We start from the raw sequence: 24915 nt of genomic DNA on the forward strand, positions 1-24915 counted from the left end.
TTCCAGTAAAAAAGGTTAGAAAATATTTCACTATTTTCTAACCTTTTACTCTTTGGTCTTTAAAGCACAAGTAGCATTTATCTTATTAGTAGTGTTTAGGTAGCTTAATAAAAAATGTTGTTCCCTGATTTAAAATGCTGTTTACCACAATGACTCCACGATGTGCTTCTACGATATTTTTTGCAATCGCAAGCCCGAGTCCCGTACCTGATTTCCCTCTTGTTCTTGCCTTATCTGCTTTATAAAATCGCTCAAAAACAAATGGTAAATCTTCTTCTGGTATTCCTACACCTGTATCTTCAACTGAAAGATGAACTTCCGTTTGGTTACTGTTAATACCAAGGGTCACTTTTCCACCTTTAGGGGTATGACGAATCGCATTGTCAATCAAGTTGGTTAATACTTGTTCTATCCGATCTGCATCGATGATTGCCGGGAGCTGTGTTTGTGAATTGGTTTGGAGTTCCAGCATAACATCCTGCTCTTTGGCAATTCCTTGGAATTTACGAACTACTCGCTCAGCAAGTTCAACCATCTCAATTTCAGCTACGTGAAGCTGAACATGTCCTGCTTCCATTCGAGCTAAATCTAATAGTTCGTTAACAAGTCGCCCCATCCTTAAGGATTCATCGTAAATAACTTGGGTAATTTCTTTTTTCTCTTCTTCCGTGCTAGCAATGTCATCAATAATCGCTTCACTATAACCTTGCAGCATCGAAATAGGTGTGCGTAACTCATGTGAAACATTGGCGATAAAATCTTTTCGGAGCTTATCTAATTTACGCTCTTCTGACATATCACGTAAAACCGCAACGGCTCCGCGAATCTTCGTTTGGTTATAGAGTGGTGACATAAGGATAACCCACGTCTGTCCTTGTATGGTTAGCTCTGCGCTCTGTTCTTTTTCACTTTTAACAACGCTCTCGAACAAACGAACCACTTTTAAAGGAAGCTCTGGAATGGACTGGTTATTCATATTTTGCTCATAGTACCATGCTTGTAAAAACTGATCGGCAGGTGGGTTGGTAATTAAAATCGAACCATTTTGACTAAATGTAATAACCCCATCCGCCATACTACTTAATATACTTGAAAGCTGCTCTTTTTCTTGATTTAAAGCATTAAGGTTGAATTTCAACTGTCTTCCCATCTGATTGAAGGCAATTGCTAGTTCGCCAATTTCATCGTGTGTTAAAATTGGCACTTTCGTCTCAAAATTTCCTTTCGTAACCTCAAAAGCTGCCTGCTTCATTTTTCGAAGCGGAGCGGTAATTCGAGTTGATAAGAAAAAAGCAAAAATTGTAGTTAGTACGATGGCAATACCCGCAGCCAAGATAATGAACTTTGTTGTATAGCGTGCAGGCTCTTCAATTTCAGCTAGTGATTGGTATAAATAAACCCCGCCATTCCCTTGACCATCTACAGATAACGGAACGCCTACAATAAACATAAGGGGACTTTCTGAAGTACCTCTATTTTCAGTCATGTACATTTCTTCGTGTACAACTTCACCATGCGTGGTCACTCTTTGAAGATTTTCATCTTCAGAAATGAGCGATATGACAGTGTCACGACTCTCTTCTTCTGGGTGAGTGGAGTTCCAATACTTCTTATCTCCCTGTACAATTAAGATACTGGCTTGGTCAGCTAATTCGCGTGCAATTGAAAGCCCGAGCTCCTGGTCTTTGGTTTCCTTTACGATAGTAGAAATTTTAGCTGCTGTTTTAGTTAGTCGTTTTTCTGCGGCATCTACATGATAATTTTCAAAGAACTGCAGCAATAAAACCGTTAAAATAAATAAAACAAACGTAACCAGTAATAGGATAGTGAACCAGAGTTTACCAACAACACTCCGCCAAAACATCAGCTGTTTCCAACCTCAAATTTATACCCTACACCCCAAACGGTTACAATCATTTTAGCAGCGTCTGGAGAGACGCGATTTAATTTTTCTCGCAAACGTTTGACATGAGTATCTACCGTCCTTAAATCTCCAAAGAAATCATAGTGCCAAACTTCTCTCAGAAGCTGCTCACGGTCGTACACTTTATCCGGTGTTTTTGCTAAGAAGCACAGCAATTCGTACTCTTTTGGCGTTAGGTTGACTTCTTTATCATCAGCAGTCACACGATGTGCATCATTATCGATTGTTAAATGGTCAAACACAATCATATTTTTAACCGAAGGTGTTGGCTCCATAACAGGTGTAGACGAAGATCGTCGTAACAAGGCCTTGACGCGCAGTACAACTTCTCTAGGACTGAAGGGCTTAACAATATAGTCATCCGTTCCAACTTCAAAACCTTGAACACGGTTTACTTCTTCACCCTTCGCTGTTAGCATAATAATCGGTGTTGTTTTTTTCTCACGAATTTGTTTACACACTTCAATTCCATCAATTCCAGGCATCATTAAATCTAAAATAATAAGATCATAATTTATATGTAACGCTTTCTCAATAGCCTCATGGCCATCAGCAGCTTCTTCAATCGTATATCCTTCTTTTTCTAAATACATCTTTAACAAACGACGAATACGATCTTCATCGTCCACAAGTAATAATCTTTGTTCAGTTTGCATGTTCTCAACCTCCTACGTTTAGTTTACAAAAAAAACGGGTGAACCGCTACCAATGTCTAATCAACATTGTGACAATCTATGTAACAAATGAACGGGACTTAAAAGGTGTCTCTATTATTTATACTTTTTTATATCATTTTTCATTTATGTCTAATTTCCACATCTGGTTGGATTCATTATGACAAAAAAAACTCGCTGTCGCAATGACAGCGAGTTTTTTCTTACGCATATGAGTGTAGGCCTGCAATGACCAAGTTAACCGCAACGAGATTAAACATAATAATAGCAAAGCCACCAACTGCTAGCCATGCTGAACGTTCACCTTGCCAGCCTTTGGCTAAGCGCAGATGTAAAAAGGCTGCGTAAAATAGCCACGTAATTAAAGCCCACACTTCTTTTGGGTCCCACCCCCAGAAGCGTGTCCACGCAATTTGCGCCCATATCATGGCGAAAATTAAAGCACCTAAAGTAAAAACAGGAAACCCAATAGCAACTGAGCGATAGCCTACTTCATCTAATAGTTCACTGTTTACTTGCTTGACTAACGGCTTTAAAGCAGCGCCGATTCGTTTGCGAAGAACAAGACGAAGTAACCAATATAGGACAAAACCACTCATGAGTGACCATAAAACCGTATTTAACTTTTGTGCATTAATAATTGTAGGTACTGAAACCGCTGGCTCTAAACGATCAGTCGTTACTAACTCTCCGTCATGTGGACCAACTAGAGCCGGGAGATGATACACCATTTCAGCCTGCTTTTCATTTTTATCGACCCATGTAAACGTAGCATCATAGTGTGATAAACTAAAAGCTGTTGTCATGATAATAAATCCAACCGTGCTCAGTAAAGAATATAAGATAAACTCTAGCCAAAATGTTTTTTTGGTTGCTTTCGTTTGATCAATACATTTAATAAGATAAATCAGTCCCGCTACAAAGCTGATAGCTAAAATTGCTTCGCCGGCAGCAGCCGTTGTAACGTGAATATGTAACCAGTTTGTTTGAAGCGCTGGTATTAAAGGTGAAATTTCCGTTGGAAACATACTTGCATACGCAATGATTAACAGCGCAATAGGAAGAGCAAATAAGCCTAGAATACTTAATTTATAGATAAAGTAAATAATAATAAATGCCCCGACAATCATCATGCCAAAGAAGGTTGTAAATTCAAATAGATTACTAACCGGCGCATGGCCTGAAGCAATCCATCTCGTAATAAAATATCCAACTTGTGCAATGAATCCAACAATCGTTACGCTAATTCCAAATATCGGCCACTTGTTTGCCTTATGCTTTGAATTTTTTTCTCTAATGGCTCCACCAAAGAAAAAAGTAGCGACTAAATAAGCAATGAAAGCTACATAAAGCAAGTTACTACTAACGCTAGCAAAATCCATTCTGTCTCCTCCTACCCCTTGTCTTTATCTACTTGATCATGCAACGGCATAATCTTAGTTTGTTGAACTGCTTGATTTAACTCATTTTTCAAACCATACCAGTTTTTATTTGTGTGAGCGGCTAACCACAGCTCATCTCCAATCCTTTGAATCCACAAACGTCGATGATTCCAATACATTCCTTGAATGACACCGATCATAAAGATCGCACCTCCTAGGCCTAAAATCCAAAGCGTATAATCCTTTCTGACTGTTAACCCTGTTACATTTTTTGTATCTACGCCTGCAAAGGACATCTTATAATCATTTTCACCAAGTGGCTCTAGGTTCTGTTGAATAGCGACAAGTGCTACCTCACCTTTTGGATGCTCAGGTGAAAACATTTTAAACACAAAGGCTGGGTTGTTCGGTACCCGTGTTTTGGTATCTGGGTTTCCATCATCATTCAAATAAAAGTCTGGGAAATAGCTAATTAAATCTACTTTATAGCCATCCTTGAGCGTATATGTTTCCTCGGGATTATATAAATCAACTGTTAATTGGCCAATATTTTCTTCCGTTTCTTTGTTTGTTAAATGAAACGACATGGCGTTGAATTCATTAAGCTTATAATCCACCTGGTAAATGGCATAGCCTTCATGCTTTAAAGGTTCATTTACGCGAATGCTCTTATCCTTTAATTCTTTTAATTCTGGCGTTTGCCCAGGAATACTGTCCCCTTCACGCTCGTATAGAGTCACATCGGCTTGATAGTTCTTTACAATGGCTTGATTGCCCACGCGGTCAATTGCTTGTTGAAAAACTTCTTTTTCCGTCTCTTTATCATACATTTCGACTTTAAACGCATTGTTTTTCAAATAGTATTCCCCATCAGTACCGGGCACTACCTTTGTTTCACCTTCTCGTACCCACAGCACTTCATCAACGTACATGCCAGGTACAAACCGAAGCATAGCACCGATTAAGAAAATAATAAGACCAACGTGATTGACGTAAGGTCCCCATCTCGAAAACCTTCCTTTTTCAGCCAATATGTTTCCGCTTTCTTCTCGAATTGTATAACGATGCTTTTTCAGCTGCTCTTTCATAGCTTCATAGTCTTCATCTGCCCATGACTTCGTGACGCTAAATAAACGCTGCTTTTTCAAGAAATTGGCGTGTTTTTTTACTCTTTGATACTTTAGTGATTTATAAAGTGGAACAACTCGGTCTAAGCTGGCGATGACCAATGATATACCGAGCGATGCAATTAAAAGCATGTACCACCATGAACCATATAAATTGTGAAATCCTAGTTCATAGTAGAGTTTTCCCGTCCATCCGTATTCTTGTTCATAGTATTGAACTGCTGTTGTTCCTGGTGGTATGTACATTTCTTGTGGATAAATCGTTCCTAGAGCTGATGCTGCAAGTGTAAGGATAATAATCCAAACACCTACCTTTACTGAGGAGAAAAAGTTCCATATCTTATCAATGATTGTTTTATTGTATGTTTGTGAGCGCCTTGCACTTCCCTCATATCGCATATCAACCAGTTGCTTTGAGGACTCTTCATTCAGCGGCTTCCCACACGCTTCACATAATACGGTTCCTTCTTTGTTTTGATGACCGCATTCACATCGTATTTGTTTCATAGCAAAAACTCCCTACGGCTTAATTAATTCCATGTACTCTTGAATTCGTTGTTCATCTAACCCTCCAATAAACACATCGACAATCTTTCCATTCTTATCAATTAAAAACGTAGTTGGTAACGGGTCTACACCGTATGCATGGAGAACTTGTGAATCCTTGTCCATTAAAATCGGAAAGGATAATCCATAGCGGTTTGCAAACTGCTTAACAGCAACATCTGTTTCATCAACATTTGCAGCCAAAATTTCAACACCTTGGTCTTTATACTTCGCGTATTGTGCTTCCATTACAGGCATTTCTTTTTCACAAGGTTTACACCACGTGCCCCAAAAGTTTAAAAAGACGCCTTTTCCTTTGTAATCCGACAGCTTATGTTCATTCCCCTCTAAATCTTGGAGAACAAAGTTAGGAGCCTGGTCACCTACTGAAAATGCTTGCTTGTCAGCTATAAACTGCGTATATAGAGTATAGCCCACAGCAACTAATAAAATAGTTAGAATCGTAGTACGAATAAATAAGCGACGTTTTTTCATCCCAATCGAACTCCTCTAAATCGTTTTCATTATGCGTTTTCTTACAATTATAGCATTTTTTCGCATTAGTAAAGGTAAAAATATTATGAAGGTTATGTGACACAGCAACGCTTTCAACAAAGAATGGACAACTCATTTATTTATAATTTATGCGCTTACATCTTTATTCATAAAAAAAGCACGTTTAGCTGATCGAATGATCTACCAGCTAAACGTGCCTTGTTATACTTACTTACCTGTTTGTGCTTTCGTATACAGCTGCTTTACTTCATGAGCCGTTAATTCTCTTGCTTCTCCTGCGTTTAAGCCTCTTAAATCTAAATTTGCATAGCGTTCGCGCTTTAATTTTAAGACAGGATGACCAATCGCTTCAAACATGCGACGCACTTGGCGGTTTTTACCTTCATGAATCGATAGCTCTACGATGGCTGTTTGCTTTCCTTTATCAATAGACAGAACTTTTGCACGCGCAGGCGATGTTTTTCCGTCTTCAAGCATAATACCTCTCTGTAGCTGTCTGATTTTTTCACGCGGTGGAATACCTTTAATTTTTGCTACGTACACCTTATCAATTTCGTACTTTGGATGCGTCAGCAGGTTGGCAAATTCACCATCATTTGTTAAAAGAATTAGCCCCGACGTATCATAATCTAAGCGCCCAATTGGATAGATACGTTCTTCAACGTGAGGGAAAAAGTCCACAACCGTTTTTCGATCTTTATCATCCTTCGCTGCTGAAATAACGCCTCTTGGCTTATATAACATAAAATAGACGGGTTCTTCGCGTTCTAATGGTACACCGTCCACTTCAATTTTATCGTTAGGTCCTACCTTTGTTCCTAGCTCTTTTATTGCTTTTCCGTTCACCGTTACTCGTCCTTGCGTAATAAGCTCTTCAGCTTTACGCCTTGAAGCAACACCCGCATGAGCAATTACTTTTTGTAATCGTTCCATTTATATCTCACCTCTTGTAACATCTTACTTGTTTACTCTCTAATATACAAGCCTGTACAGCAAATAGCTATTAATTTTCTCATGCAAAAAAAGAAAGCATGTCAAGCCTGCTTTCTTTTACCTTTATTATGACCCAAAAACGAGAATAACAATTACCACTGATGCGACAATGCCTACTAAATCCGCTAACAAGCCAACCTTTAGAGCATCGCCCATTTTTTTTATGCCTACCGCTCCAAAATAAACGGTTAAAATATAAAATGTAGTATCAGTACTTCCCTGCATAGTAGAAGCTAATCGTCCAATAAAGGAATCCGGCCCATACGTTGCAATTAAATCGGTTGTAATACCCAAAGCGGCAGTTCCTGAAATTGGCTTGATTAAAGCAAGTGGTACTATATCAGCTGGCACGCCAACTGCATCTAAAAATGGCTTCATAAAGTTTAAAAAGAAATCTAAAGCTCCAGATGCTCGAAAGATTGAAATACTTACGAGCATCCCAACGAGATAAGGAATAATAGAAAACGCAATTTGTAGCCCATCCTTCCCGCCTTCTACAAATCGTTCATAAGTTGGGATTTTTTTATATGTTCCATATAAAAGGATACAACCTACAATAAGAGGGATAAACATAATGGAAATTTGATTCAATAAGGTCATCTACGCTCGCCTCCTTTTCTCATACGGCGATGGTAGAAATAACGATCAATGATAATGGCTCCCATTGTAGCAACAACCGTTGCAAGAAGTGTCGTTCCTACAATCTCTGTGGGATTGGCGGAATTATACGTGATACGAATGGCAATAACAGTTGTTGGGATTAATGTTAGGCTGGTTGTATTGAGCGCTAGCAAAGTAATCATTGATCTACTCGCTTCATCCTTATTACCATTTAGCTGTTTTAACTGTTCCATTGCTTTAATCCCAAGCGGTGTCGCTGCATTACCAAGCCCAAACATATTAGCCATCATATTAGATAGTATATATCCTAAAGCAGGATGATCTTTTGGAATGTCAGGAAACAACCTCCCAATAATAGGACGAAACAACTTGGCTAATTTCTCCAATAATCCAGCGTGTTGCGCAATGTTCATAATGCCTAGCCAAAATACCAATACACTTATTAAACCAATACTGATGGTAACCGCTTCTCCTGCCCCTTGAAAGATTGCTTTATTAACCGCATCCATCTTTCCATTAATGATTGCAAACACAATTCCAATAACCGTTAGCAACATCCAAATGACATTAACCATCTTATCGTGCTCCCGGATAAATGAAAAATAAGTTCTTTACCTTAGTGAAAAATCCCTCTTCTTTCTTTTGCTCATTATGGAAGTAAATCGGTATATTCCCTATTGACTCACCATCTTGTGTCACCTGTAACTCTCCTACAACGCTTGGAACAGGCTTTCCTTCTTTCCACTCTTTTTGGGGTTTAATTAAAATCGTTTTCAACTTAATGGTTTCTTGCTCATCTTTTGTTAATGGATATATAACATCTCTTTTAATTTCAAGCTTCTTTTTATAAAATGAATCTTCGATGCCTTTCAGCTCTCCTTTTGGAGCCAAGCTTGTCATTTTATAATTATCAAAAGCCTCTTCGTACATAGAAATGTGATCATTCCAATCGCTAGGTGCGTTAATTGTAACAGCAATTAAATCCATTCCATTTTTTGTGGCCGTCGTTACCAGCGTTCGCTTTGCTAACTTTGTATATCCCGTTTTACCACCTGTGCAATATGCATATAAGCTTGTCAGTAATTTATTTTTATTTTTCCACACGCGGTCCCACTTTTCTTCTGGATGAGCGGTTCTGTAAACTTTTGTTCCTGAAATTTCTCGAAACGTTTTATTATTCATTGCGTAGCGCATCAAGATCGCCATGTCATAGGCTGTTGAACGATGATTTTCATGATCATCTAGTCCATGAGGATTTTGAAATGTGGTATTAGTCATTCCAATTTCTTTTGCTTTTTGATTCATTAAATAAACAAATCCCTCTTCGCTGCCCCCTACCATTTCAGCAATCGCTACAGCTGCATCGTTTCCAGATCTCATCATAAGTCCATATACCAAGTCTTTGAGCTTAATTTTTTCACCCTCAATTAAGTAAATGGATGACCCTTCTACTCCCACTGCTCGAGAGCTAACCGTTGTTGTTTGATCAATTTTGCCAGATTCAATCGCTAAAATAGCGGTCATAATTTTCGTAATGCTCGCTATGCGGCTAATCGCATCAGCATTTTTCTCATATAAAACTCTTCCAGACTTTTGTTCAATTAAAATTGCACTATGGGCGCTTACACCTGCTGCATATGTAGTAGGAGGTAAACTGCTTAGACCTAAAAATAAAATTATGAAACATATAATGCTTTGCTTTATTTTCCGCATGTCATCCCCGTCCCTTTATCTGTTTGTACAAGTTTATGCACTTGTTTTCATGTTATGAATTATTTACGTAAAGGCATCTTTCAACTTTTATCTTATTTGTAATTTTTTTCTTTTTTTATTCATAAAAAGAACACGATGTATGCTCATCGTGTTCTTTACCAAGTGAGTTATTCTGTTTCTTGAAACGTCCGAAAAAACAAATCTGCTTCCTGTTCAGCGCCTGCTTCATCTTCTGGAAGCGGTGGCAGTTCGCTCAAATCTTTTAAGCCGAAATAAGCTAAGAATTCTTTTGTTGTTCCATATAGAATCGCTCGGCCTGCTCCTTCTGCGCGGCCTGCTTCTTTTAAAAGCGCTTTGCCAATCAGCGTTTGAAGCGGCCTTTCAGTTTTCACACCGCGAATTTCTTCAATTTCAGCTCGCGTAATCGGTTGACGATATGCTACAATTGCTAGCGTTTCAAGCGCAGCTTGAGATAGCGATTGTGCAGGTGGTGCTTCAATTAATTTCTCCACATACGAAGCATATTCCTGCTTCGTTGCGAATTGAAACTGTCCAGCAATCTCTACTAGCTGAAGACCACGCTTCTCGTCTTCATACTCTTTCATCAGTTTATTTAACTCTATGCTCACTTCGTCTTTTGACACATCAAGAAGTTCTTGCAGCTGTTTAATCGATAGCCCCTCATCTCCCACAACGAATAGTAAACTCTCGATAGCCGCAGAAACATGTTGTTTACTCATCTTTCATCATTCCTTTCTTGATATGCAACGTATAGTTCATCTAAGTTATTGGACTGCTCTACGATGACTTCATTCTTTTTCATTAATTCTAAGATGGCTAAGAACGTTACCACAATATGATTGCGCTCAGGATAAGGAAAAAGCTTATAAAAACTTTGTTTGCCCTTTGTTTTTTGGAGTACCGATACAATTTCCGTCATTCTTTTTTCAATTGGAACGTCTTGACGGGCTACTCTTGCTTGCGCTGGCTTCTGTAACTGTTTTCGCTTCATCAACTTCTGTAAAGCACTAAGCATATCATAAAGCGAAACATCTAAATCTCCACTATCTTGCTGCGGCGATTTTTCATCACTTATTTGCTGTAAGTTACTAGGGGCCTTTGCGTAAATATGGGTTTGTGTTTCTTCAAGCTTTTGAAGTTCAACGGCAGCTTCTTTAAATTTACGATATTCAATTAACTGCTGCATTAACTGTTCGCGAGGATCTTCTTCTACATCATCCATACTGTCATCTATATCGTCTTCATCATATGTTGGCAGTAACATTTTACTTTTAATTTGAATAAGCGTAGCAGCCATTACTAAATATTCGCTTGCCACGTCTAGCTGAAGCTCGTTCATCGTATGTATATACATCATGTATTGTTCGGTAATCGTTGCTACTGGTATGTCATAAATATCAATTTCAAATCGGTTAATAAGATGCAATAAAAGGTCTAGCGGTCCTTCAAAAGCATCTACCTTCACACTATATTCCAATTCTATCCCACCAAAATTATCATTTAGTCATAAGTCGTACTATCATTAGTATAGAGGATTCTAGACACATGTCCAATATAATTTCTAGGAAAGATAGGTCATTCGCCCATACCAAACGTAAAAATGAACATATGATGTCAGGGTAATAGCATTTTGATAACTCGAAGGAGGAATTCTCATGACTCACAAGCATGATTATAACGGAGGATTTTCTTTAATTATTGTATTGTTTATTTTATTAGTAATCATCGGATGCGCTTGCTTACACTTTTAATAAAATGACCCAAATGTGTTCAGTTTAGCTGGACACTTTTTTATGTTACACTGGCATTAGGAGGTTACCAGTTATGTATCCAAAACCGTATATAGATTATCTTGTTTATTTTCATACAAACAGAGATTATTTCGAATGCCATGAAGTACTAGAAGAACATTGGAAAGTCGCTGATCATAGTCATCGAAATGTTTTATGGGTTGGGCTCATTCAAGTTGCCGTTTCGCTGTATCATCATCGTCGAAGTAACTACGTAGGTGCTGAACGTACGATGAAAAAAGCAATTTCAATTCTTGATGCGCACCATCAAGAGCTATTTCAGATTGGTTTACAGCCAATCGATTTAATTAGCATACTCAACAAACATTTGCGCTTAATACAGGCTTCAAAACCGTATCAAAGCTTAAATATGCCAATTGTAGATGAACACCTTGTTCAGCAATGCCATGCACACCCTTTAGCTCAGACATTCGGGTGGCTTACACCATCTAATTTGCAGGATGAACACCTTATTCACCGTCATAAGCTCCGTGATCGAACAGCTATCATTGCAGAGCGGGCAAAGAAATTACGAAAAAGCAGAGCTTCTCGTAGTTAAGACTACTGCAGCTCTGCTTTTTATTGTTCACTTTGACATTTTTCATAAAACGGTGCAATTAACTCACTAGGCTTAATTTGAGCATTAGAATACATCTGCTGAAGTGCTTTAATCATTTCTTTTCCAATCCCCTGCTGGCGATGAGATGGATTGACACTCACATGTTGAACCTCAACTAAATCTTGATCAATAATTGAAACTCCAACAATACCGATAAAGTCTTCTCCCTGTTTCCATAAATATAGCTGGCGATTTTCGTTTTGCTCATAATCTTTCATCGTTTGCTGAAGTTTTTTTAAATCCTTTTCAGTTGGCACAAACGACAGAAGACCCATAGCAATTTTTTCATGACTTCTTTTATAGCGAATAAGCATAAAATTCTCCCTCGTTCTCAAACTTTCCTACGATGTGTTCGTTAATTCTAATGCTTTTATCATACAAAATTTATGAAATAATAGCAACATCGCTGTAAATTCACATAAAAAGAGCGACATGTAAAGTTGATTTCACAACTTACAAGGCGCTCTATTATCACTCTTTTCAACCTAATGTTGAATTGTTACAGCATGAGAATATTACTCTTCCCACACCTTAACTTCTTTCATTACATCACCGTTACGCATCTTCAATACTGTATCTAACCCTTCTGTTACTTTACCAAACACAGTATGAACACCATTTAAGTGTGGCTGTGGCTCATGTACGATAAAGAATTGACTTCCGCCAGTATCTTTTCCTGCATGAGCCATTGATAATGAACCAGCTTCATGCTTATGAGGATTACCTTCTGTTTCACACTTAATTGTATACCCAGGACCGCCAGCTCCTGTGCCTGTAGGATCTCCACCTTGTGATACAAATCCAGGAATAACGCGGTGGAACGTTACGCCGTTATAAAAACCTTCAGCTGCTAATTTTTCAAAGTTTTCAACTGTTCCAGGCGCTTCATTTTCAAATAAATCAATTAGAATTTTTTCTCCATTTTCCATTAAAATGCTTGCTTTTTTCATGTATAAAACCTCCAAATTATGTATTTCAACACTTATGGTTGTACATAAGTAACTATGCACGCTTTAACAATGTTTCATCTTATTGTACTATAAGTGAATATCTAAATTCAATGAATCACTTTTCTTCAATCAATTAGCGAATTTTTCTTTTTTTGAAACTTTCTTGTTGTCTCTTCGTTTAATAAGTAGCGCGAGATGAAACTATCGCATTATCTAAAATCGTATTATAATAGGATATGGTTAAAGGAGGAAAAAATTATGAAGCCTTATATAAAAATAGCTTTGCTTACTATGAGCTTGATTTTGTTTTTAACTGCGCCAATAAAAAGTCTTGCAGACGCAGCTGTAGGTGACGTCATTGTTACTTTAGGAGAAGATTTAACAATTGCGCAAAAAGAAAAAGTATTAAAAGACCTTGAAGCACCAGATAATGCGCAAACCATTACTGTGTCTAACGCAGAAGAACATGAGTATTTAGGTGACTTTATTCCAAAAGCAACCATCGGCTCTAGAGCGATTTCATCTTCAAGCATTACGCTTACTGCAAAAGATTCAGGCTTAAGCGTAGCCACCCAAAACATTACATCCATTACGGATGATATGTACCTAAACGCGTTAATGACTGCAGGTGTAAAAGACGCTGATATTAAAATTACTGCACCTTTTGAAGTATCAGGTACTGCCGCATTAACCGGAATTATGAAAGCCTATGAAGTACAAACAAATAAAAAAATACCTGAAGAGGTTAAAAAAGCGGCCAACGAAGAGATGGTTCAAACAGCTGAACTTGGTGAAAAAGTAGGAAAAGAAAAAGCAGCTGAATTTATGGCAACAATAAAAGAAGAAATTGCCAAAGAAAATCCACAAACAAAAGATGATTTGCGTGCTTTAATCGAGCGTGTAGCCAATGATTTAGGCATTAGCCTAACAGACTCTGAGCTGAACACACTCGTTGACTTTTTCAATCGTTTAAAAGACTTAGATATTGATTGGAATCAAGTTAAAGATCAATTATCAGCCACTAAAGAGAAAGTCACAACATTTTTGCAGTCTGAAGAAGGACAGTCATTCCTTGATAAACTAAAAAACTTCTTTATTAGTATCATTGATGCTATTAAAGCTTTATTCTCATAAAAAACGGTTGCCTCTAAGGCAACCGTTTTTTTACTTTTTTAACGCAACGTTATACTTTAAATCATTTTTAATAATATCTTCATATGTTTCACGTTGTACAACTAATTGAGCATCTCCATCTTCAACAAACACGACCGCTGGTTTAGGCAAACGGTTATACTGACTCGCCATTGAATAACCATATGCACCTGTACAGAACATCGCTAGAATATCACCTGGACGTGCTGTTGGCAACGACAAGTCCCACATTAGCATGTCTCCAGATTCACAGCATTTCCCAGCAATCGATACAAGTTCATCTTTCACATCATTCATTCGATTCGCAAGAGCAGCTTCATACTTTGCTTGATATAATGCAGGACGGATATTATCATTCATCCCCCCATCAATCGCAACATATTCACGAATATTCGGGACATGTTTGCGTGAACCAACAGAGTAAAGTGTTGTACCTGCATCTCCTACGAGTGAACGGCCAGGTTCAATCCAAATTTCAGGAATTGGAACATCTAGTTGAGCTGATTGCTTTTTAACTTCTTCAATAATCACTTCTACATACTCGGAAACAGGAATAGGCTGATCTTCCTCTGTGTAGCGAATTCCGAACCCTCCCCCAAGATTAAGTACTTCCGGTACATAGCCAATTGTTTCCTTCCACTCTTTCATTTTTGAAAAAAGCTTCTGAGTCGCCATGACAAATCCTGTTGTTTCAAAGATTTGTGAACCAATATGGCAGTGAATTCCTAACAGGTTAATTCCACTGGTTTCCATCACAGCTTTAATTGCTTCATCAGCCTGACCATTTTGCAAATCAAAACCAAACTTTGAATCTTCTTGTCCTGTGAGAATGTAGTCATGAGTATGAGCTTCAATACCTGGTGTTAAGCGCAATAATACAGGCATCGTTTTGCCATACTGTTCTGTTAGTTCTTGTAACAGCGCAATCTCATAAAAGTTATCTACAACAATGCACCCAATATCTTCTTTAATAGCCATCTCTAACTCAGCTCGGCTTTTATTGTTTCCATGAAAATGAATACGTTCTTTAGGAAAATTAGCCGCCAGCGCCGTATAAAGCTCTCCTCCAGATACAACATCTAAGGACAGGCCTTCTTGGTCTACCACTTGTACCATCGCAACGGTCGAGAAGGCTTTACTTGCATATGCTACCTGTGCTTTTATATTGTGTTTTTCAAACGTTTCTTTAAATCCTCTAGCGCGTTGACGAATTAAAGCGACATCGTATACGTAAAGAGGCGTTCCAAACTCTTTACCAAGCTTAACCGCGTCTACACCACCGATTTCAAGATGACCTTGTTCATTAATGCGACTTGTACCATGTAAAAACATCCTTCTACCCCGTTCCTTTATATATTGTAAAAAAGACAGCTGACAGCATAAAGAGCTGCTAACTGTCTAAAAATTTATTATTTTACATAATTAAAACAAATCTATCACATTTTTTTACAGGTTTCAACTACATATTGCTAAATAAACAAGAGATGGCTACTAGATTTACGACTCTGCTGGCTGACGATCTTTATCTTGTGGGTGTACAATGCTAGGTCTTGATTTCGCAGACGGTACCGCTGGGCGAATAATAATCTGAAGCAGCGCATTAGGATTAAATGGCATAAACGGCCATAGATAAGGCGTGTTCAGCGACTTTAAGCTCACGAGATGGATTAAATACAGCGTAGACACAATAACAAATCCAGGCGTGTGAAAAGCAGCTACACCTATTAAGAGCATTAAACGAATCATTTTATTCGCAATGGCCAATTCATAACTTGGAGTAGCAAATGTACCAATTGCTGCTACCGCTACGTATAAGATTACCTCAGGTACAAAAAGTCCCACATCAATGGCAATCTGCCCAATGAGAGCAGCGGCGATTAAGCCCATGGCGGTAGCTAGAGCAGTTGGTGTATGAATGGCGGCCATCCTTAAGAATTCGACGCCTAAGTCAGCTAAGAAGATTTGAATAACAGTTGGAATATTCGTTTGCTCATTTGGTCCTATAAACTGAAGTGCCGGCGGCAAAAGCTGTGGTTCTAGAACAAATAATAGCCATAGTGGTAATAAAAATACAGATGCTAAAATCCCTAATAACCTTACCCACCTAATAAACGTCCCAACAGCAGGAGATTGCCTATATTCTTCTGCATGTTGTATATGATGAAAAAACGTAGTTGGCGTAATAATGACACTTGGTGATGTATCTGTAATTAAAATAACGTGCCCTTCTAATAAATGCGTAGCAGCCGTATCTGGTCTTTCCGTATAGCGAACCATAGGAAACGGATTAAAACCTTGTTTGACCATATACTCTTCTAGCGATTTATCTGCCATCGGTAGACCGTCTACTTTGATAGAAGTAAGCTCTTTTTTTATAATTTCCACAAGTCCAGGATCTGCAATTTCATCTATGTAACCAATTGCTACGTCCAGTTTGGAACGTTCACCTACTTTAAAGATTTCAAAGCGTAGTCTTCCATCTCGAATTCGACGACGAGTTAGTGCTGTATTGATAATAATATTTTCTGTATATCCATCGCGCGCACCGCGAATAACTTTTTCTGTATCTGGTTCTTCTGGCGAACGCCCTGGATACATCCTTACATCAACTTCAAAGCCTACTTCTTCTCCATCAATAAGTACAAAAATGAGACCTGATAAAATGCTATCCATTCCTTCATCCAGTGTTCTTAGAGGCTTAACCTGTTGATGAATTAAACGGTTTTCAATAATATCTTTTAATTTTGCCTGCTCAACTTCATTATCATTAATTTGAACAAGTACTTTGGTAATTTCAATGATAAATGCACTATCACATAGGCCTGTTACGTAGTATACATGCACTTCTCGACCTAGGATAAGAAGTTTACGAACACCTACATCAAAGCTTGTAATCATACTAGCGTTTTCTTTGTACCATTCATCATTTTGTTGAATCTTTGGGAAAATCTTTGTTTTATTTTCCACTTTGTTGCTCACGGAAGCCACTCCTTTCTAAAATCAGTTGTACAGCTTGCTCTGTAATTGGACAACCAGCTTTTACATCATCCATGCGTGCCATTTTACCAATGTCTCCAATTCCGACAACCAGCGGAACATCGAGCTCATCTAAACAGTACACCGTGTCACCATTTATTCGCCCAACCTCCAACTCTTGAATACCACTTTTATCCACACCATAATGCGTTAGTTCACCAAAGCGGTCGATTGTAACATCTACTTTGGACCATTCACTTTGATGGGTTCTAGAAGCTACCGCAATAACACCTAATACATCCATTTGTTTATTTGTCGCTACATACCTAAGCGCTTGTTCTCCAGCACCTTCGCCAACAAAGCCGCTGTCATCGAACATAACAAATACAGGATCATACGGTGCTTCTAAAATCATGCCAACAATTTCTTTACCCGTTAGAGTCGTTGGATTTCCGTAGGACTTTGAAATACATCTGCCGCCCACTTTTTTCGCAATGTACTCAATGTTTTTTCGTGCGTATTCATCTCCATCGGTAATTAAAATAACTTGCCTTTTTTTCATATCACACCTCTTATCCTTTTGGTTTAAAGATTAGCGCGATGATAAAAGCAAATAAAATAGCTGCTGAAATACCTGCCGATGTTAGCTCAAACATACCGATACCAATTCCAATAAACCCATGTTCATCTGCTTGATGCATAGCTCCGTGTAATAGCGAGTGTCCAAAGCTTGTAATTGGAACTGTGGCGCCTGCTCCAGCAAATTCGATAAATTTATCATAAATCCCAAATCCATCTAAGATTGCTCCAATTACTACAAAGGAACTCATAACGTGAGCAGGGGTAAGCTTGGCAAAATCAAGCAACAGCTGACCGATTACACAGATTGCTCCTCCTACCACAAAAGCAATAACATAATCCACAATTATCCCTCCTCAACATGTTCCATTACAACACCGTGTGCAATGGTTGGTATTGATTCTTTTTGCTGCGTCATCGTTGGGCTAAGCAGTGCTCCCGTTGCAACAACAAAGATTCGTTTTAAGTTTCCTGACTTTAATTCATTAAGCAGATGTCCATATGTGACAACAGCAGAGCAACCGCATCCACTTCCACCAGCAAATACGTTTTGGTTCGGACGATAAACCATCAAGCCGCAATCATTATGATTCTCTGAAACGTCATACCCTTCATCTTTTAATAACTGTTTCAAAATTGGGCTACCGACGCCTGATAAATCTCCAGTAACGATCAAATCGTAGTGATCCGGAGAAACCTGTAAATCTTCAAAATGTTTTTGAATCGTATCCGCAGCCGCTGGAGCCATAGCTGAACCCATATCAAAAGGGTTTTTAATTCCATAATCCATTACTCGGCCTACAGTAGCAGACGTCAAGCGAACAGGACTCTTTTGTCTAGAAACAAGTGCACTTCCTGCTCCCGTAATTGTTGCAGTTGCAGTGTCTGGTTTTTGCCCTCCGTATTCAGTCGGGTACCGAAACTGCCTCTCTGCCGTTGCATTATGGCTGCTGGCAGACGCTATAATACGGTTGGCGAACCCTGCATCTACGAGTGCTGCTCCCGTTGCTAACGTTTCCATTGAAGTAGAGCAAGCTCCAAACATACAAAGAAAAGGAATTTGGTGATCTCTTGCGACAAAATTGGCCGTTACGTTTTGATTTAAAAGATCACCAGCTAAAAATAAATCTACGTCTTCATACGATAAATTCATCTTCCCCAAACATGAGTCGATGGATTCGCGCATAAGCTTACGCTCAGCTAACTCCCAATTTGCTTCTTCACAGTGCAGATCTTTATGCGTGATATCAAAGGTACTTCCTAATGGACCGTCAGCTTCTTTGGGTCCAACAGCTGTACCAGCTGCGTTAATATAAACAGGATTTTCATATACCCATGTTTGTTTTCCAGCCTTTCTCATTTGCTTTCTCTCCTTTATCTAAAAAAATGTTTTAAATACATATCGAATCATTCCGACGATATAAGCAGCCACAACACCAAAAACGATGACGTTTCCAGCTAGCTTAAACATATTTGTTGCAACTCCTAAAACAAGCCCTTCACTTCTATGTTCTAGGGCTGCACTTGTCATTGAATTTGCAAACCCAGTAATCGGTACGGCAGATCCGGCACCTGCAAATTGACCGATTCGATCGTATACACCGATACCTGTTAAGATTGCTGAAATTAAAACAAGCGTTGCGGCTGTTGGATTTCCTGCTGTTTTTGTCGTGAAATCAAAAAATGTGATATAAAAGTTTTGTATAGCTTGCCCAAACCCACATATCAACCCTCCAACGATAAAAGCTTTGAGACAATTCAACACATAAGGAGGCTTTGGTTGAAATGATTTTATATTCTCTTGATAGTTATCTTTTAGCTTTTGATTACCTGCCACTTAGTATCCACTCCTTTTTATTGATTAACAAAATAAACCCAGTGAAAAAGCGATCCAAAAACCTTCCCCAGTACAATGGCCATTAGTAATAGAATAAGCTTTCCATCCATTCCTATTCTTTTTGTTAAGATAGGCAATACATTCAGCATCTCAGTTAGAGCAGCTGCTAGCATGCCAAAGAAAATTCCACTCGCTAACCCAATAATGCCAATAAACAGTGAAGGAACGCTCCATGTATACTGATGTAAACTACACCAACCACCAGCTACTGCTCCCCCAACAACAGCCCACTCATAAAATTGAATATATTTCATTGTTTTCGTAAGCTGCATCAACCTTGGAATAATGCCTAGTACTGTTAAAAAAGCCACAAATCCTCCACCTACAGCTAGCCCACTAGCAAACCCTACAATTATCGTAAATACGATGTTAGCGATCATCTAAATTCTTCATACTTTCTTTGTTCTCATGCATAATGACATACTGATCTAAATCCTGTTGATAATTGAACATTTCAACTTCTAAAGGGCTAGGTTCTTCATTAATTCGCTTGCGAAACACGTGGTTAAAAAAGAGAATCATGCCTAAACCAAGGCCAAATGAATAGGGGATTTGAATGACTAAAGGCTGCTTATCCTTTATTCCTGTGAGCATATAAAACAGTTTTTGATGCACTTGCTGCATGCTAACATCTTCATGAAAATTCATGACGGCCATGGCCGCACCAATAAACAACAGAAACCAGACAGCTATAAATGCGATAAAAGACGATTGTTTTTTTTTATAAACAACTTCAACAATCGTTTGAGCAGGACCAATTGTTTGAACATCAAGGTGAGGACAAGCCTTCTTTATTAATGCAATTACTTTCATTAAATCAATGATGATAATGTTACGATCACTCTTTTTCACCTTATACACGCTGAGCTGAGCAAGTTCTTTCTCAATTGATTCTTCACTTATCAAGAGAGCTAGCTGTCCAAGGTTGACCACTGCATTTGGTTCGACCTGCACACGATGTCTCATTTTGATATATAAAGTATTATCCATTTACATCACACCTACAATTCGTTATCCTCCTTGTACGTGTAGTATGTATTCACTTAAATTTTCTAATTCAAAGTTTCACAACAGACCATTAATTACCAAAAAAAAGAGCAGCAGGTTATAGATAACCTACCACTCTTTATTCATTCATTTGACTCTTCATTTGCTTTAAAATTTTCTTTTCAAGCCTTGATACCTGCACCTGAGAAATCCCCAATCGAGACGCAACCTCTGATTGAGTTTGATCTTTGTAATAACGCAAGTATACAATGAGCTTTTCACGTTCCTCTAACTCTTCAATAGCTTCTTTTAATGCAATTTTATCAAACCATTTTGCTTCACTATGGTCAGCAATTTGATCAAGAAGCGTAATTGGGTCACCATCGTTTTCATAAACGGTTTCATGTATAGAAGACGGTGCTCGATTTGCTTCTTGCGCCATAACCACTTCTTCAGGTGTAAAATCCAAGTGTTCAGCAACCTCTGCCACAGTGGGAACCCGTCCAAGCATTTTTGATAATTCATCTTTGGCTTTTCGGATTTTATTGCTCATTTCTTTTAATGAACGGCTTACTTTCACCGTTCCATCGTCTCGAATAAAACGTTGTATTTCACCAATAATCATTGGAACTGCATAGGTTGAAAATTTCACATCATAGGATAAATCGAACTTGTCGACTGACTTGAGCAAGCCAATACAGCCAATCTGAAACAAATCATCAGGCTCATATCCTCGATTAATAAATCGCTGTACAACTGACCAAACCAACCTCATATTTTTCTGAACGATTGTATCCCTAGCATTCTGATCACCTTGTTGACTGCGCTTGATGAGGTCTTTCACTTCATGATCTTTTAAATACGGCTCATTTTTTTCCTTTTTGACCTCCACATCCATCGGCAAGTCTCCTTAATTACATAGCGCTTTACTATTTGTTAATTGTTTTTTTAAGTAGACAGTTGTTCCCGCTAAAGGCGCAGATACGACGTTAATTTCATCCATGAAGTTCTCCATGATTGTAAAACCCATTCCAGAACGCTCAAGTTCAGGTTTTGTTGTGTAAAGAGGCTGCGTAGCTTCATTAACATCATCAATTCCCACACCGTCGTCCTTAATAATAAGTTCAACCATTCCATTATCATGAAGCGTAACGTCAATGTGTACAATACCTTCTGCGTTATTGTTATAACCATGAATAATGGCGTTCGTTACGGCTTCTGACACAACTGTTTTAATTTCCGTTAACTCATCCATTGTAGGGTCAAGCTGCGTGATAAAAGCAGCCACCGTAACCCGTGCAAATGATTCATTTTGACTAAGAGCTGAGAATTGAAGGTGCATTTCGTTTTTCATCATGCCACCCCCAACTTCTGCAGCGCATTTTGTTCACTTGGCTCAAAGCGAATAATTTTAAATAACCCAGACATATTGAAGAGGCGTTCAACCGGTGGAGAGATTGCACATACAACCATTTCTCCTCCGTTGTTTCGAACCTGCTTGTACCTTCCTAAAATAACCCCGAGACCTGAGCTATCCATAAACGTTAATTTCTCAAGGTTTAAAATTAAGTGCTGAATCGCATTTTGTTCTAACTCTTGTGTAATGCGGGTTCTTAAATGCTCTGCAGCATGATGATCTAACTCTCCACCCAATCGCACTAACAGCACATCCTGTTTTAATTCAAGTTCTATAGAAAGACTCACTATACAAACCTCCTATCAGTCGTATAGTCAATCTTTCGCTATAGCGAAGACGTATTCCTTCCGAGTGACAAAACTAGTAGCATTTCGTCAATGTTAGTCGTTTTTTTTAAGATGTTTGTGAAAATAGTGAAAATGTACGCTTAAATAGCTGCCAATACGAGGCAATTTCAACGTCTTCTTCCGCAACAAGTGGAGATTTGCTCATAACTTTACCATCTTTCTTGATGGTAATAGTGCCGATTTCATCACCTTTTTTTACAGGGGCATTCAAATTTTCATCAAGTTTGACTTCTGTCTTCATGTCCTTAGCTGTTGTTCCTTTTTTCGCAAGAGCAGATAATGGCTCTGATGTTACGGCATTTACGTACTTTTGCTCTCCTTTATTAACTTCTACCTTTTTAATTGGTGCGTCCTTTTTATATAAAGGAGTTGTTGTATACTGACTAAATGCATAATCTAACATTTTTGTTACTTCATTATTTCGCTCTTTAGGCGTATTCGCTCCAAATACAACTGCAATGACACGCATATTTCCCTTTTTAGCAGTAGCCGTTAAGCAGTATTTGGCTTGCCCTGTGAACCCTGTTTTCAAACCGTCAACACCCGGATAGAATTTCACCAAGCGATTTGTGTTAACGAGCCAGAATTTCTTATCAGTATCTTCCCTTAAGTAATCTTCATATTTACTTGTATAATTAATAATATCTTCATATTTCAATAGTTCTTTTCCCATCATTGCCATGTCATGGGCAGTACTATAATGATCGTCAACAGGCAGTCCTGTTGGGTTTTGAAACTTTGTATGTTTTAAGCCAATTTCTTTAGCTTTCTTGTTCATCATTTCAACAAACTTATCCTCTGAACCAGCTAAGTGCTCAGCCATCGCCATTGATGCATCATTTCCAGACCCAATTGCAATTCCCTTTAATAATTCATTAACGGTCATCTCTTCACCAGGCTCTAAGAAGATTTGTGAACCTCCCATAGAAGCTGCATATTCACTTGCTCTAACTTTATCTTTGAACGTAATTTTACCTTCATCAAGCGCTTCCATAATTAAAATCATTGTCATAATTTTAGTCATGCTTGCAGGTGGGAGGGGTTGATCACTATTTTTTTCATATAAAATCTTCCCTGTATCTCGTTCAATTAAAATTGCCGATTTAGCTTGTGCCGCTAACTCCGTAGACTTTTTTTCACTCGCTAAAACAGGCTGTGTCATAAGTGAGAATAAAAAGATGACAACGAGTAGTTTCATAATATTACACTTCATCTACACAAACCTCCATTCTTTATACAAACCTATTTTTTCCACCGTTGTAAGACTTTATACTCCGCTCCAAAATAAAAAAAGCACTGAGAGTTACCTCAATGCTTTTTCAATCATTTATTTAGGAATTGTATCGTATACAAGTGGAGGTGCCTCGACCGCTTCTTCACTTAGCTTGATGCTTTCATAAATTCTTTCTTTTACTTTGGCAATATCTTCTGTGTTGCTATGAATCGTTACAAGTGATTCTCCAGCCTTCACGTAGTCTCCGATTTTCTTTTGAAGAACCAGTCCTACTGCCAAATCGATTTCCGATTCTTTTGTTGCTCGACCAGCGCCTAGCCACATGGCAGCTGTCCCAATAGAATCAGCAATAATTTCCGATACATAGCCATCCGTTTTTGCTTCAACTTCCACGATATGTTTCGCCTGCGGTAATTTTGTTGGATCATCTACAAGAGAGCCGTCTCCACCTTGTGACTCTAAAAAAACTTTAAACGCTTCAAGCGCTTTTCCATTAGCTATTACTTCTTCTAGTTTTTGGCGTGCTTCTGTTAGCGATTCTGCTTTTTCAGCTAATAGTACCATGTAACTTCCTAATGTTAAACACAGCTCTTCTAAATCTTTTGGTCCTTTTCCTTGTAGAGTATCGATTGCTTCTTTTACTTCAAGTGCATTTCCAATTGCATAGCCAAGCGGTTGGCTCATATCTGAAATGACAGCCATTGTATTACGCCCTACGTTATTACCGATATTCACCATCGCTTGAGCCAATTCTTTTGCTTCATCCAAGCTCTTCATAAAAGCACCAGCACCTGTTTTTACATCCAACACGATTGCATCTGCCCCCGCAGCAATTTTCTTACTCATAATTGAACTTGCGATAAGAGGAATGCTGTTAACGGTTGCAGTTACATCACGAAGCGCGTACAGCTTCTTGTCAGCTGGCGTTAAATTTCCTGTTTGACCAACTACAGCCACTTTGTTTTTATTAACCAAATCAATAAATTCTTGCTTACTAATTTCTACATCAAAGCCTGAGATAGCTTCTAGCTTATCAATTGTCCCACCTGTATGTCCTAAGCCACGTCCCGACATTTTCGCTACCGGTACACCTACAGCTGCCACTAAAGGCGCCAGAACAAGAGTTGTTGTATCTCCTACTCCCCCTGTACTATGTTTATCAACTTTAATACCTTCAATTGCTGATAAATCAATGACATCACCGGAGTCCACCATTGACATTGTTAAATCTGCACGCTCTTGCTCTGTCATCCCGTTAAAGAAAATAGCCATAGAAAGAGCACTCATTTGATAATCGGGAATGTCTCCATCTGTAAAACCTTTAACGATAAACTGAATCTCTTCTGTTGTAAGTTCTTTGCGATCACGCTTTTTTTCAATTAAATCTACCATTCTCATGTTCGTAAGTCCCCTTTAAAATAGTTTTTTGAAAACGGATTCACCCTTAGGT

Annotated in this window: 29 protein-coding genes; 3 read left to right on the forward strand and 26 right to left on the reverse strand. The window is 38.5% G+C overall.

The genetic code is table 11. The features are described from left to right. Positions 1 to 85: 85 nt before the first annotated feature. The 11 genes from LZP85_RS14515 to LZP85_RS14565 all read right to left on the reverse strand — a co-directional run bounded on the left by LZP85_RS14515 (position 86) and on the right by LZP85_RS14565 (position 10994). The gene (locus LZP85_RS14515) at positions 86 to 1864 is read right to left on the reverse strand and encodes an ATP-binding protein (RefSeq protein ID WP_234561772.1); all 1779 of its coding nucleotides are present in this window, start codon (positions 1862 to 1864) and stop codon (positions 86 to 88) included. Further along, complete coding sequence (locus tag LZP85_RS14520; RefSeq protein WP_025908349.1) at positions 1864 to 2580, reverse strand: response regulator transcription factor; 717 nt, start codon at positions 2578 to 2580, stop codon at positions 1864 to 1866. Before LZP85_RS14520 ends, LZP85_RS14515 begins: the two co-directional genes overlap by 1 nt. Positions 2581 to 2801: 221 nt before the next feature. Further along, entirely contained in the window at positions 2802 to 3980 is a 1179-nt protein-coding gene (ccsB, locus tag LZP85_RS14525) for a c-type cytochrome biogenesis protein CcsB (RefSeq protein WP_119542502.1), read from the reverse strand. Positions 3981 to 3991: 11 nt separating this feature from the next. Next, a complete protein-coding gene (gene resB / locus LZP85_RS14530; protein WP_119542501.1) occupies positions 3992 to 5614 on the reverse strand; it encodes a cytochrome c biogenesis protein ResB in 1623 nt (540 codons plus the stop codon). A gap of 12 nt (positions 5615 to 5626) precedes the next feature. Continuing rightward, positions 5627 to 6148: a thiol-disulfide oxidoreductase ResA gene (gene resA / locus LZP85_RS14535; protein ID WP_119542500.1), complete on the reverse strand. Its 522-nt coding sequence runs from the start codon at positions 6146 to 6148 to the stop codon at positions 5627 to 5629. A gap of 228 nt (positions 6149 to 6376) precedes the next feature. Then, positions 6377 to 7102, reverse strand: coding sequence for a pseudouridine synthase (locus LZP85_RS14540; protein ID WP_061784724.1), 726 nt, complete (start codon positions 7100 to 7102; stop codon positions 6377 to 6379). Positions 7103 to 7228: 126 nt separating this feature from the next. Beyond that, the gene (locus tag LZP85_RS14545) at positions 7229 to 7762 is read right to left on the reverse strand and encodes a spore maturation protein (protein WP_025908344.1); all 534 of its coding nucleotides are present in this window, start codon (positions 7760 to 7762) and stop codon (positions 7229 to 7231) included. After that, the gene (locus LZP85_RS14550) at positions 7759 to 8358 is read right to left on the reverse strand and encodes a nucleoside recognition domain-containing protein (protein WP_025908343.1); all 600 of its coding nucleotides are present in this window, start codon (positions 8356 to 8358) and stop codon (positions 7759 to 7761) included. Before LZP85_RS14550 ends, LZP85_RS14545 begins: the two co-directional genes overlap by 4 nt. A 1-nt stretch (position 8359) precedes the next feature. After that, entirely contained in the window at positions 8360 to 9496 is a 1137-nt protein-coding gene (locus LZP85_RS14555) for a D-alanyl-D-alanine carboxypeptidase family protein (protein WP_119542498.1), read from the reverse strand. A gap of 167 nt (positions 9497 to 9663) precedes the next feature. Beyond that, entirely contained in the window at positions 9664 to 10236 is a 573-nt protein-coding gene (gene scpB / locus LZP85_RS14560; RefSeq protein WP_025908341.1) for an SMC-Scp complex subunit ScpB, read from the reverse strand. Continuing rightward, positions 10233 to 10994, reverse strand: coding sequence for a segregation/condensation protein A (locus LZP85_RS14565; RefSeq protein ID WP_119542497.1), 762 nt, complete (start codon positions 10992 to 10994; stop codon positions 10233 to 10235). Before LZP85_RS14565 ends, scpB begins: the two co-directional genes overlap by 4 nt. Before the next feature lie 178 nt (positions 10995 to 11172). Between LZP85_RS14565 and LZP85_RS14570 the strand changes: the two genes are divergently transcribed. Continuing rightward, positions 11173 to 11268, forward strand: a complete 96-nt coding sequence (locus LZP85_RS14570) for a YjcZ family sporulation protein (RefSeq protein ID WP_076512182.1) — start codon at positions 11173 to 11175, stop codon at positions 11266 to 11268. A 73-nt stretch (positions 11269 to 11341) separates the two neighbouring features. Then, positions 11342 to 11866: a DUF309 domain-containing protein gene (locus LZP85_RS14575; RefSeq protein ID WP_234561774.1), complete on the forward strand. Its 525-nt coding sequence runs from the start codon at positions 11342 to 11344 to the stop codon at positions 11864 to 11866. Positions 11867 to 11886: 20 nt separating this feature from the next. Here the strand turns inward: LZP85_RS14575 and LZP85_RS14580 are convergent, their stop codons facing one another. Both LZP85_RS14580 and LZP85_RS14585 read right to left on the reverse strand, forming a co-directional pair. Next, positions 11887 to 12240, reverse strand: coding sequence for a GNAT family N-acetyltransferase (locus LZP85_RS14580; protein WP_025908338.1), 354 nt, complete (start codon positions 12238 to 12240; stop codon positions 11887 to 11889). A 201-nt stretch (positions 12241 to 12441) separates the two neighbouring features. Beyond that, positions 12442 to 12876 carry a peptidylprolyl isomerase gene (locus LZP85_RS14585; protein ID WP_025908337.1) on the reverse strand — a complete coding sequence of 145 codons (435 nt, stop codon included), beginning with the start codon at positions 12874 to 12876 and terminating at the stop codon, positions 12442 to 12444. Between the two features lie 270 nt (positions 12877 to 13146). On the opposite strand from LZP85_RS14585, the gene LZP85_RS14590 reads away from it, so the two are divergent. Next, positions 13147 to 14010: a DUF1002 domain-containing protein gene (locus LZP85_RS14590; protein ID WP_373688723.1), complete on the forward strand. Its 864-nt coding sequence runs from the start codon at positions 13147 to 13149 to the stop codon at positions 14008 to 14010. Positions 14011 to 14040: 30 nt separating this feature from the next. Here the strand turns inward: LZP85_RS14590 and lysA are convergent, their stop codons facing one another. The 13 genes from lysA to LZP85_RS14655 all read right to left on the reverse strand — a co-directional run bounded on the left by lysA (position 14041) and on the right by LZP85_RS14655 (position 24863). Further along, positions 14041 to 15360: a diaminopimelate decarboxylase gene (gene lysA, locus LZP85_RS14595; protein ID WP_119543478.1), complete on the reverse strand. Its 1320-nt coding sequence runs from the start codon at positions 15358 to 15360 to the stop codon at positions 14041 to 14043. Between the two features lie 165 nt (positions 15361 to 15525). Beyond that, positions 15526 to 16977: a spore germination protein gene (locus tag LZP85_RS14600; protein ID WP_374955887.1), complete on the reverse strand. Its 1452-nt coding sequence runs from the start codon at positions 16975 to 16977 to the stop codon at positions 15526 to 15528. 7 nt (positions 16978 to 16984) lie between these two features. Then, on the reverse strand, positions 16985 to 17566 hold the full coding sequence (locus tag LZP85_RS14605; RefSeq protein WP_076512181.1) for a stage V sporulation protein SpoVABEA: 582 nt from the start codon (positions 17564 to 17566) through the stop codon (positions 16985 to 16987). Between the two features lie 10 nt (positions 17567 to 17576). After that, positions 17577 to 17927 carry a stage V sporulation protein AE gene (gene spoVAE, locus LZP85_RS14610; RefSeq protein WP_025909085.1) on the reverse strand — a complete coding sequence of 117 codons (351 nt, stop codon included), beginning with the start codon at positions 17925 to 17927 and terminating at the stop codon, positions 17577 to 17579. Between the two features lie 2 nt (positions 17928 to 17929). Beyond that, the gene (gene spoVAD / locus LZP85_RS14615) at positions 17930 to 18943 is read right to left on the reverse strand and encodes a stage V sporulation protein AD (protein WP_119543476.1); all 1014 of its coding nucleotides are present in this window, start codon (positions 18941 to 18943) and stop codon (positions 17930 to 17932) included. An 18-nt stretch (positions 18944 to 18961) separates the two neighbouring features. Next, complete coding sequence (gene spoVAC, locus LZP85_RS14620) at positions 18962 to 19420, reverse strand: stage V sporulation protein AC (protein WP_119543475.1); 459 nt, start codon at positions 19418 to 19420, stop codon at positions 18962 to 18964. A 17-nt stretch (positions 19421 to 19437) separates the two neighbouring features. Then, the gene (locus tag LZP85_RS14625; protein WP_025909088.1) at positions 19438 to 19860 is read right to left on the reverse strand and encodes a stage V sporulation protein AB; all 423 of its coding nucleotides are present in this window, start codon (positions 19858 to 19860) and stop codon (positions 19438 to 19440) included. Next, positions 19850 to 20470 carry a stage V sporulation protein AA gene (locus LZP85_RS14630; protein WP_025909089.1) on the reverse strand — a complete coding sequence of 207 codons (621 nt, stop codon included), beginning with the start codon at positions 20468 to 20470 and terminating at the stop codon, positions 19850 to 19852. The genes LZP85_RS14625 and LZP85_RS14630 overlap by 11 nt, the downstream gene beginning before the upstream one ends. A 136-nt stretch (positions 20471 to 20606) precedes the next feature. Then, positions 20607 to 21365, reverse strand: coding sequence for an RNA polymerase sporulation sigma factor SigF (sigF, locus tag LZP85_RS14635; RefSeq protein ID WP_025909090.1), 759 nt, complete (start codon positions 21363 to 21365; stop codon positions 20607 to 20609). A 12-nt stretch (positions 21366 to 21377) separates the two neighbouring features. Then, on the reverse strand, positions 21378 to 21821 hold the full coding sequence (spoIIAB, locus tag LZP85_RS14640; RefSeq protein WP_025909091.1) for an anti-sigma F factor: 444 nt from the start codon (positions 21819 to 21821) through the stop codon (positions 21378 to 21380). Further along, on the reverse strand, positions 21821 to 22171 hold the full coding sequence (spoIIAA, locus tag LZP85_RS14645) for an anti-sigma F factor antagonist (protein WP_025909092.1): 351 nt from the start codon (positions 22169 to 22171) through the stop codon (positions 21821 to 21823). Before spoIIAA ends, spoIIAB begins: the two co-directional genes overlap by 1 nt. 106 nt (positions 22172 to 22277) lie before the next feature. Next, a complete protein-coding gene (locus tag LZP85_RS14650) occupies positions 22278 to 23444 on the reverse strand; it encodes a D-alanyl-D-alanine carboxypeptidase family protein (RefSeq protein ID WP_119543474.1) in 1167 nt (388 codons plus the stop codon). Positions 23445 to 23558: 114 nt separating this feature from the next. Next, positions 23559 to 24863, reverse strand: a complete 1305-nt coding sequence (locus tag LZP85_RS14655; RefSeq protein WP_061784733.1) for a pyrimidine-nucleoside phosphorylase — start codon at positions 24861 to 24863, stop codon at positions 23559 to 23561. Positions 24864 to 24915 lie beyond the last annotated feature (52 nt).

Source organism: Priestia flexa (assembly GCF_021441905.1).
Classification (GTDB): domain Bacteria; phylum Bacillota; class Bacilli; order Bacillales; family Bacillaceae_H; genus Priestia; species Priestia flexa.

What these genes read in the sequence shown, in the direction of transcription:
- LZP85_RS14515 (WP_234561772.1), bottom strand. Translation starts at nt 1,864, where the DNA reads ATGTTTTGGCGGAGTGTTGTTGGTAAACTCTGGTTCACTATCCTATTA.
- LZP85_RS14520 (WP_025908349.1), bottom strand. Translation starts at nt 2,580, where the DNA reads ATGCAAACTGAACAAAGATTATTACTTGTGGACGATGAAGATCGTATT.
- ccsB (WP_119542502.1), bottom strand. Translation starts at nt 3,980, where the DNA reads ATGGATTTTGCTAGCGTTAGTAGTAACTTGCTTTATGTAGCTTTCATT.
- resB (WP_119542501.1), bottom strand. Translation starts at nt 5,614, where the DNA reads ATGAAACAAATACGATGTGAATGCGGTCATCAAAACAAAGAAGGAACC.
- resA (WP_119542500.1), bottom strand. Translation starts at nt 6,148, where the DNA reads ATGAAAAAACGTCGCTTATTTATTCGTACTACGATTCTAACTATTTTA.
- LZP85_RS14540 (WP_061784724.1), bottom strand. Translation starts at nt 7,102, where the DNA reads ATGGAACGATTACAAAAAGTAATTGCTCATGCGGGTGTTGCTTCAAGG.
- LZP85_RS14545 (WP_025908344.1), bottom strand. Translation starts at nt 7,762, where the DNA reads ATGACCTTATTGAATCAAATTTCCATTATGTTTATCCCTCTTATTGTA.
- LZP85_RS14550 (WP_025908343.1), bottom strand. Translation starts at nt 8,358, where the DNA reads ATGGTTAATGTCATTTGGATGTTGCTAACGGTTATTGGAATTGTGTTT.
- LZP85_RS14555 (WP_119542498.1), bottom strand. Translation starts at nt 9,496, where the DNA reads ATGCGGAAAATAAAGCAAAGCATTATATGTTTCATAATTTTATTTTTA.
- scpB (WP_025908341.1), bottom strand. Translation starts at nt 10,236, where the DNA reads ATGAGTAAACAACATGTTTCTGCGGCTATCGAGAGTTTACTATTCGTT.
- LZP85_RS14570 (WP_076512182.1), top strand. Translation starts at nt 11,173, where the DNA reads ATGACTCACAAGCATGATTATAACGGAGGATTTTCTTTAATTATTGTA.
- LZP85_RS14575 (WP_234561774.1), top strand. Translation starts at nt 11,342, where the DNA reads ATGTATCCAAAACCGTATATAGATTATCTTGTTTATTTTCATACAAAC.
- LZP85_RS14580 (WP_025908338.1), bottom strand. Translation starts at nt 12,240, where the DNA reads ATGCTTATTCGCTATAAAAGAAGTCATGAAAAAATTGCTATGGGTCTT.
- LZP85_RS14585 (WP_025908337.1), bottom strand. Translation starts at nt 12,876, where the DNA reads ATGAAAAAAGCAAGCATTTTAATGGAAAATGGAGAAAAAATTCTAATT.
- lysA (WP_119543478.1), bottom strand. Translation starts at nt 15,360, where the DNA reads ATGTTTTTACATGGTACAAGTCGCATTAATGAACAAGGTCATCTTGAA.
- LZP85_RS14605 (WP_076512181.1), bottom strand. Translation starts at nt 17,566, where the DNA reads ATGAAAAAAAGGCAAGTTATTTTAATTACCGATGGAGATGAATACGCA.
- spoVAD (WP_119543476.1), bottom strand. Translation starts at nt 18,943, where the DNA reads ATGAGAAAGGCTGGAAAACAAACATGGGTATATGAAAATCCTGTTTAT.
- LZP85_RS14625 (WP_025909088.1), bottom strand. Translation starts at nt 19,860, where the DNA reads ATGATCGCTAACATCGTATTTACGATAATTGTAGGGTTTGCTAGTGGG.
- LZP85_RS14630 (WP_025909089.1), bottom strand. Translation starts at nt 20,470, where the DNA reads ATGGATAATACTTTATATATCAAAATGAGACATCGTGTGCAGGTCGAA.
- sigF (WP_025909090.1), bottom strand. Translation starts at nt 21,365, where the DNA reads ATGGATGTGGAGGTCAAAAAGGAAAAAAATGAGCCGTATTTAAAAGAT.
- spoIIAB (WP_025909091.1), bottom strand. Translation starts at nt 21,821, where the DNA reads ATGAAAAACGAAATGCACCTTCAATTCTCAGCTCTTAGTCAAAATGAA.
- LZP85_RS14650 (WP_119543474.1), bottom strand. Translation starts at nt 23,444, where the DNA reads ATGAAGTGTAATATTATGAAACTACTCGTTGTCATCTTTTTATTCTCA.
- LZP85_RS14655 (WP_061784733.1), bottom strand. Translation starts at nt 24,863, where the DNA reads ATGAGAATGGTAGATTTAATTGAAAAAAAGCGTGATCGCAAAGAACTT.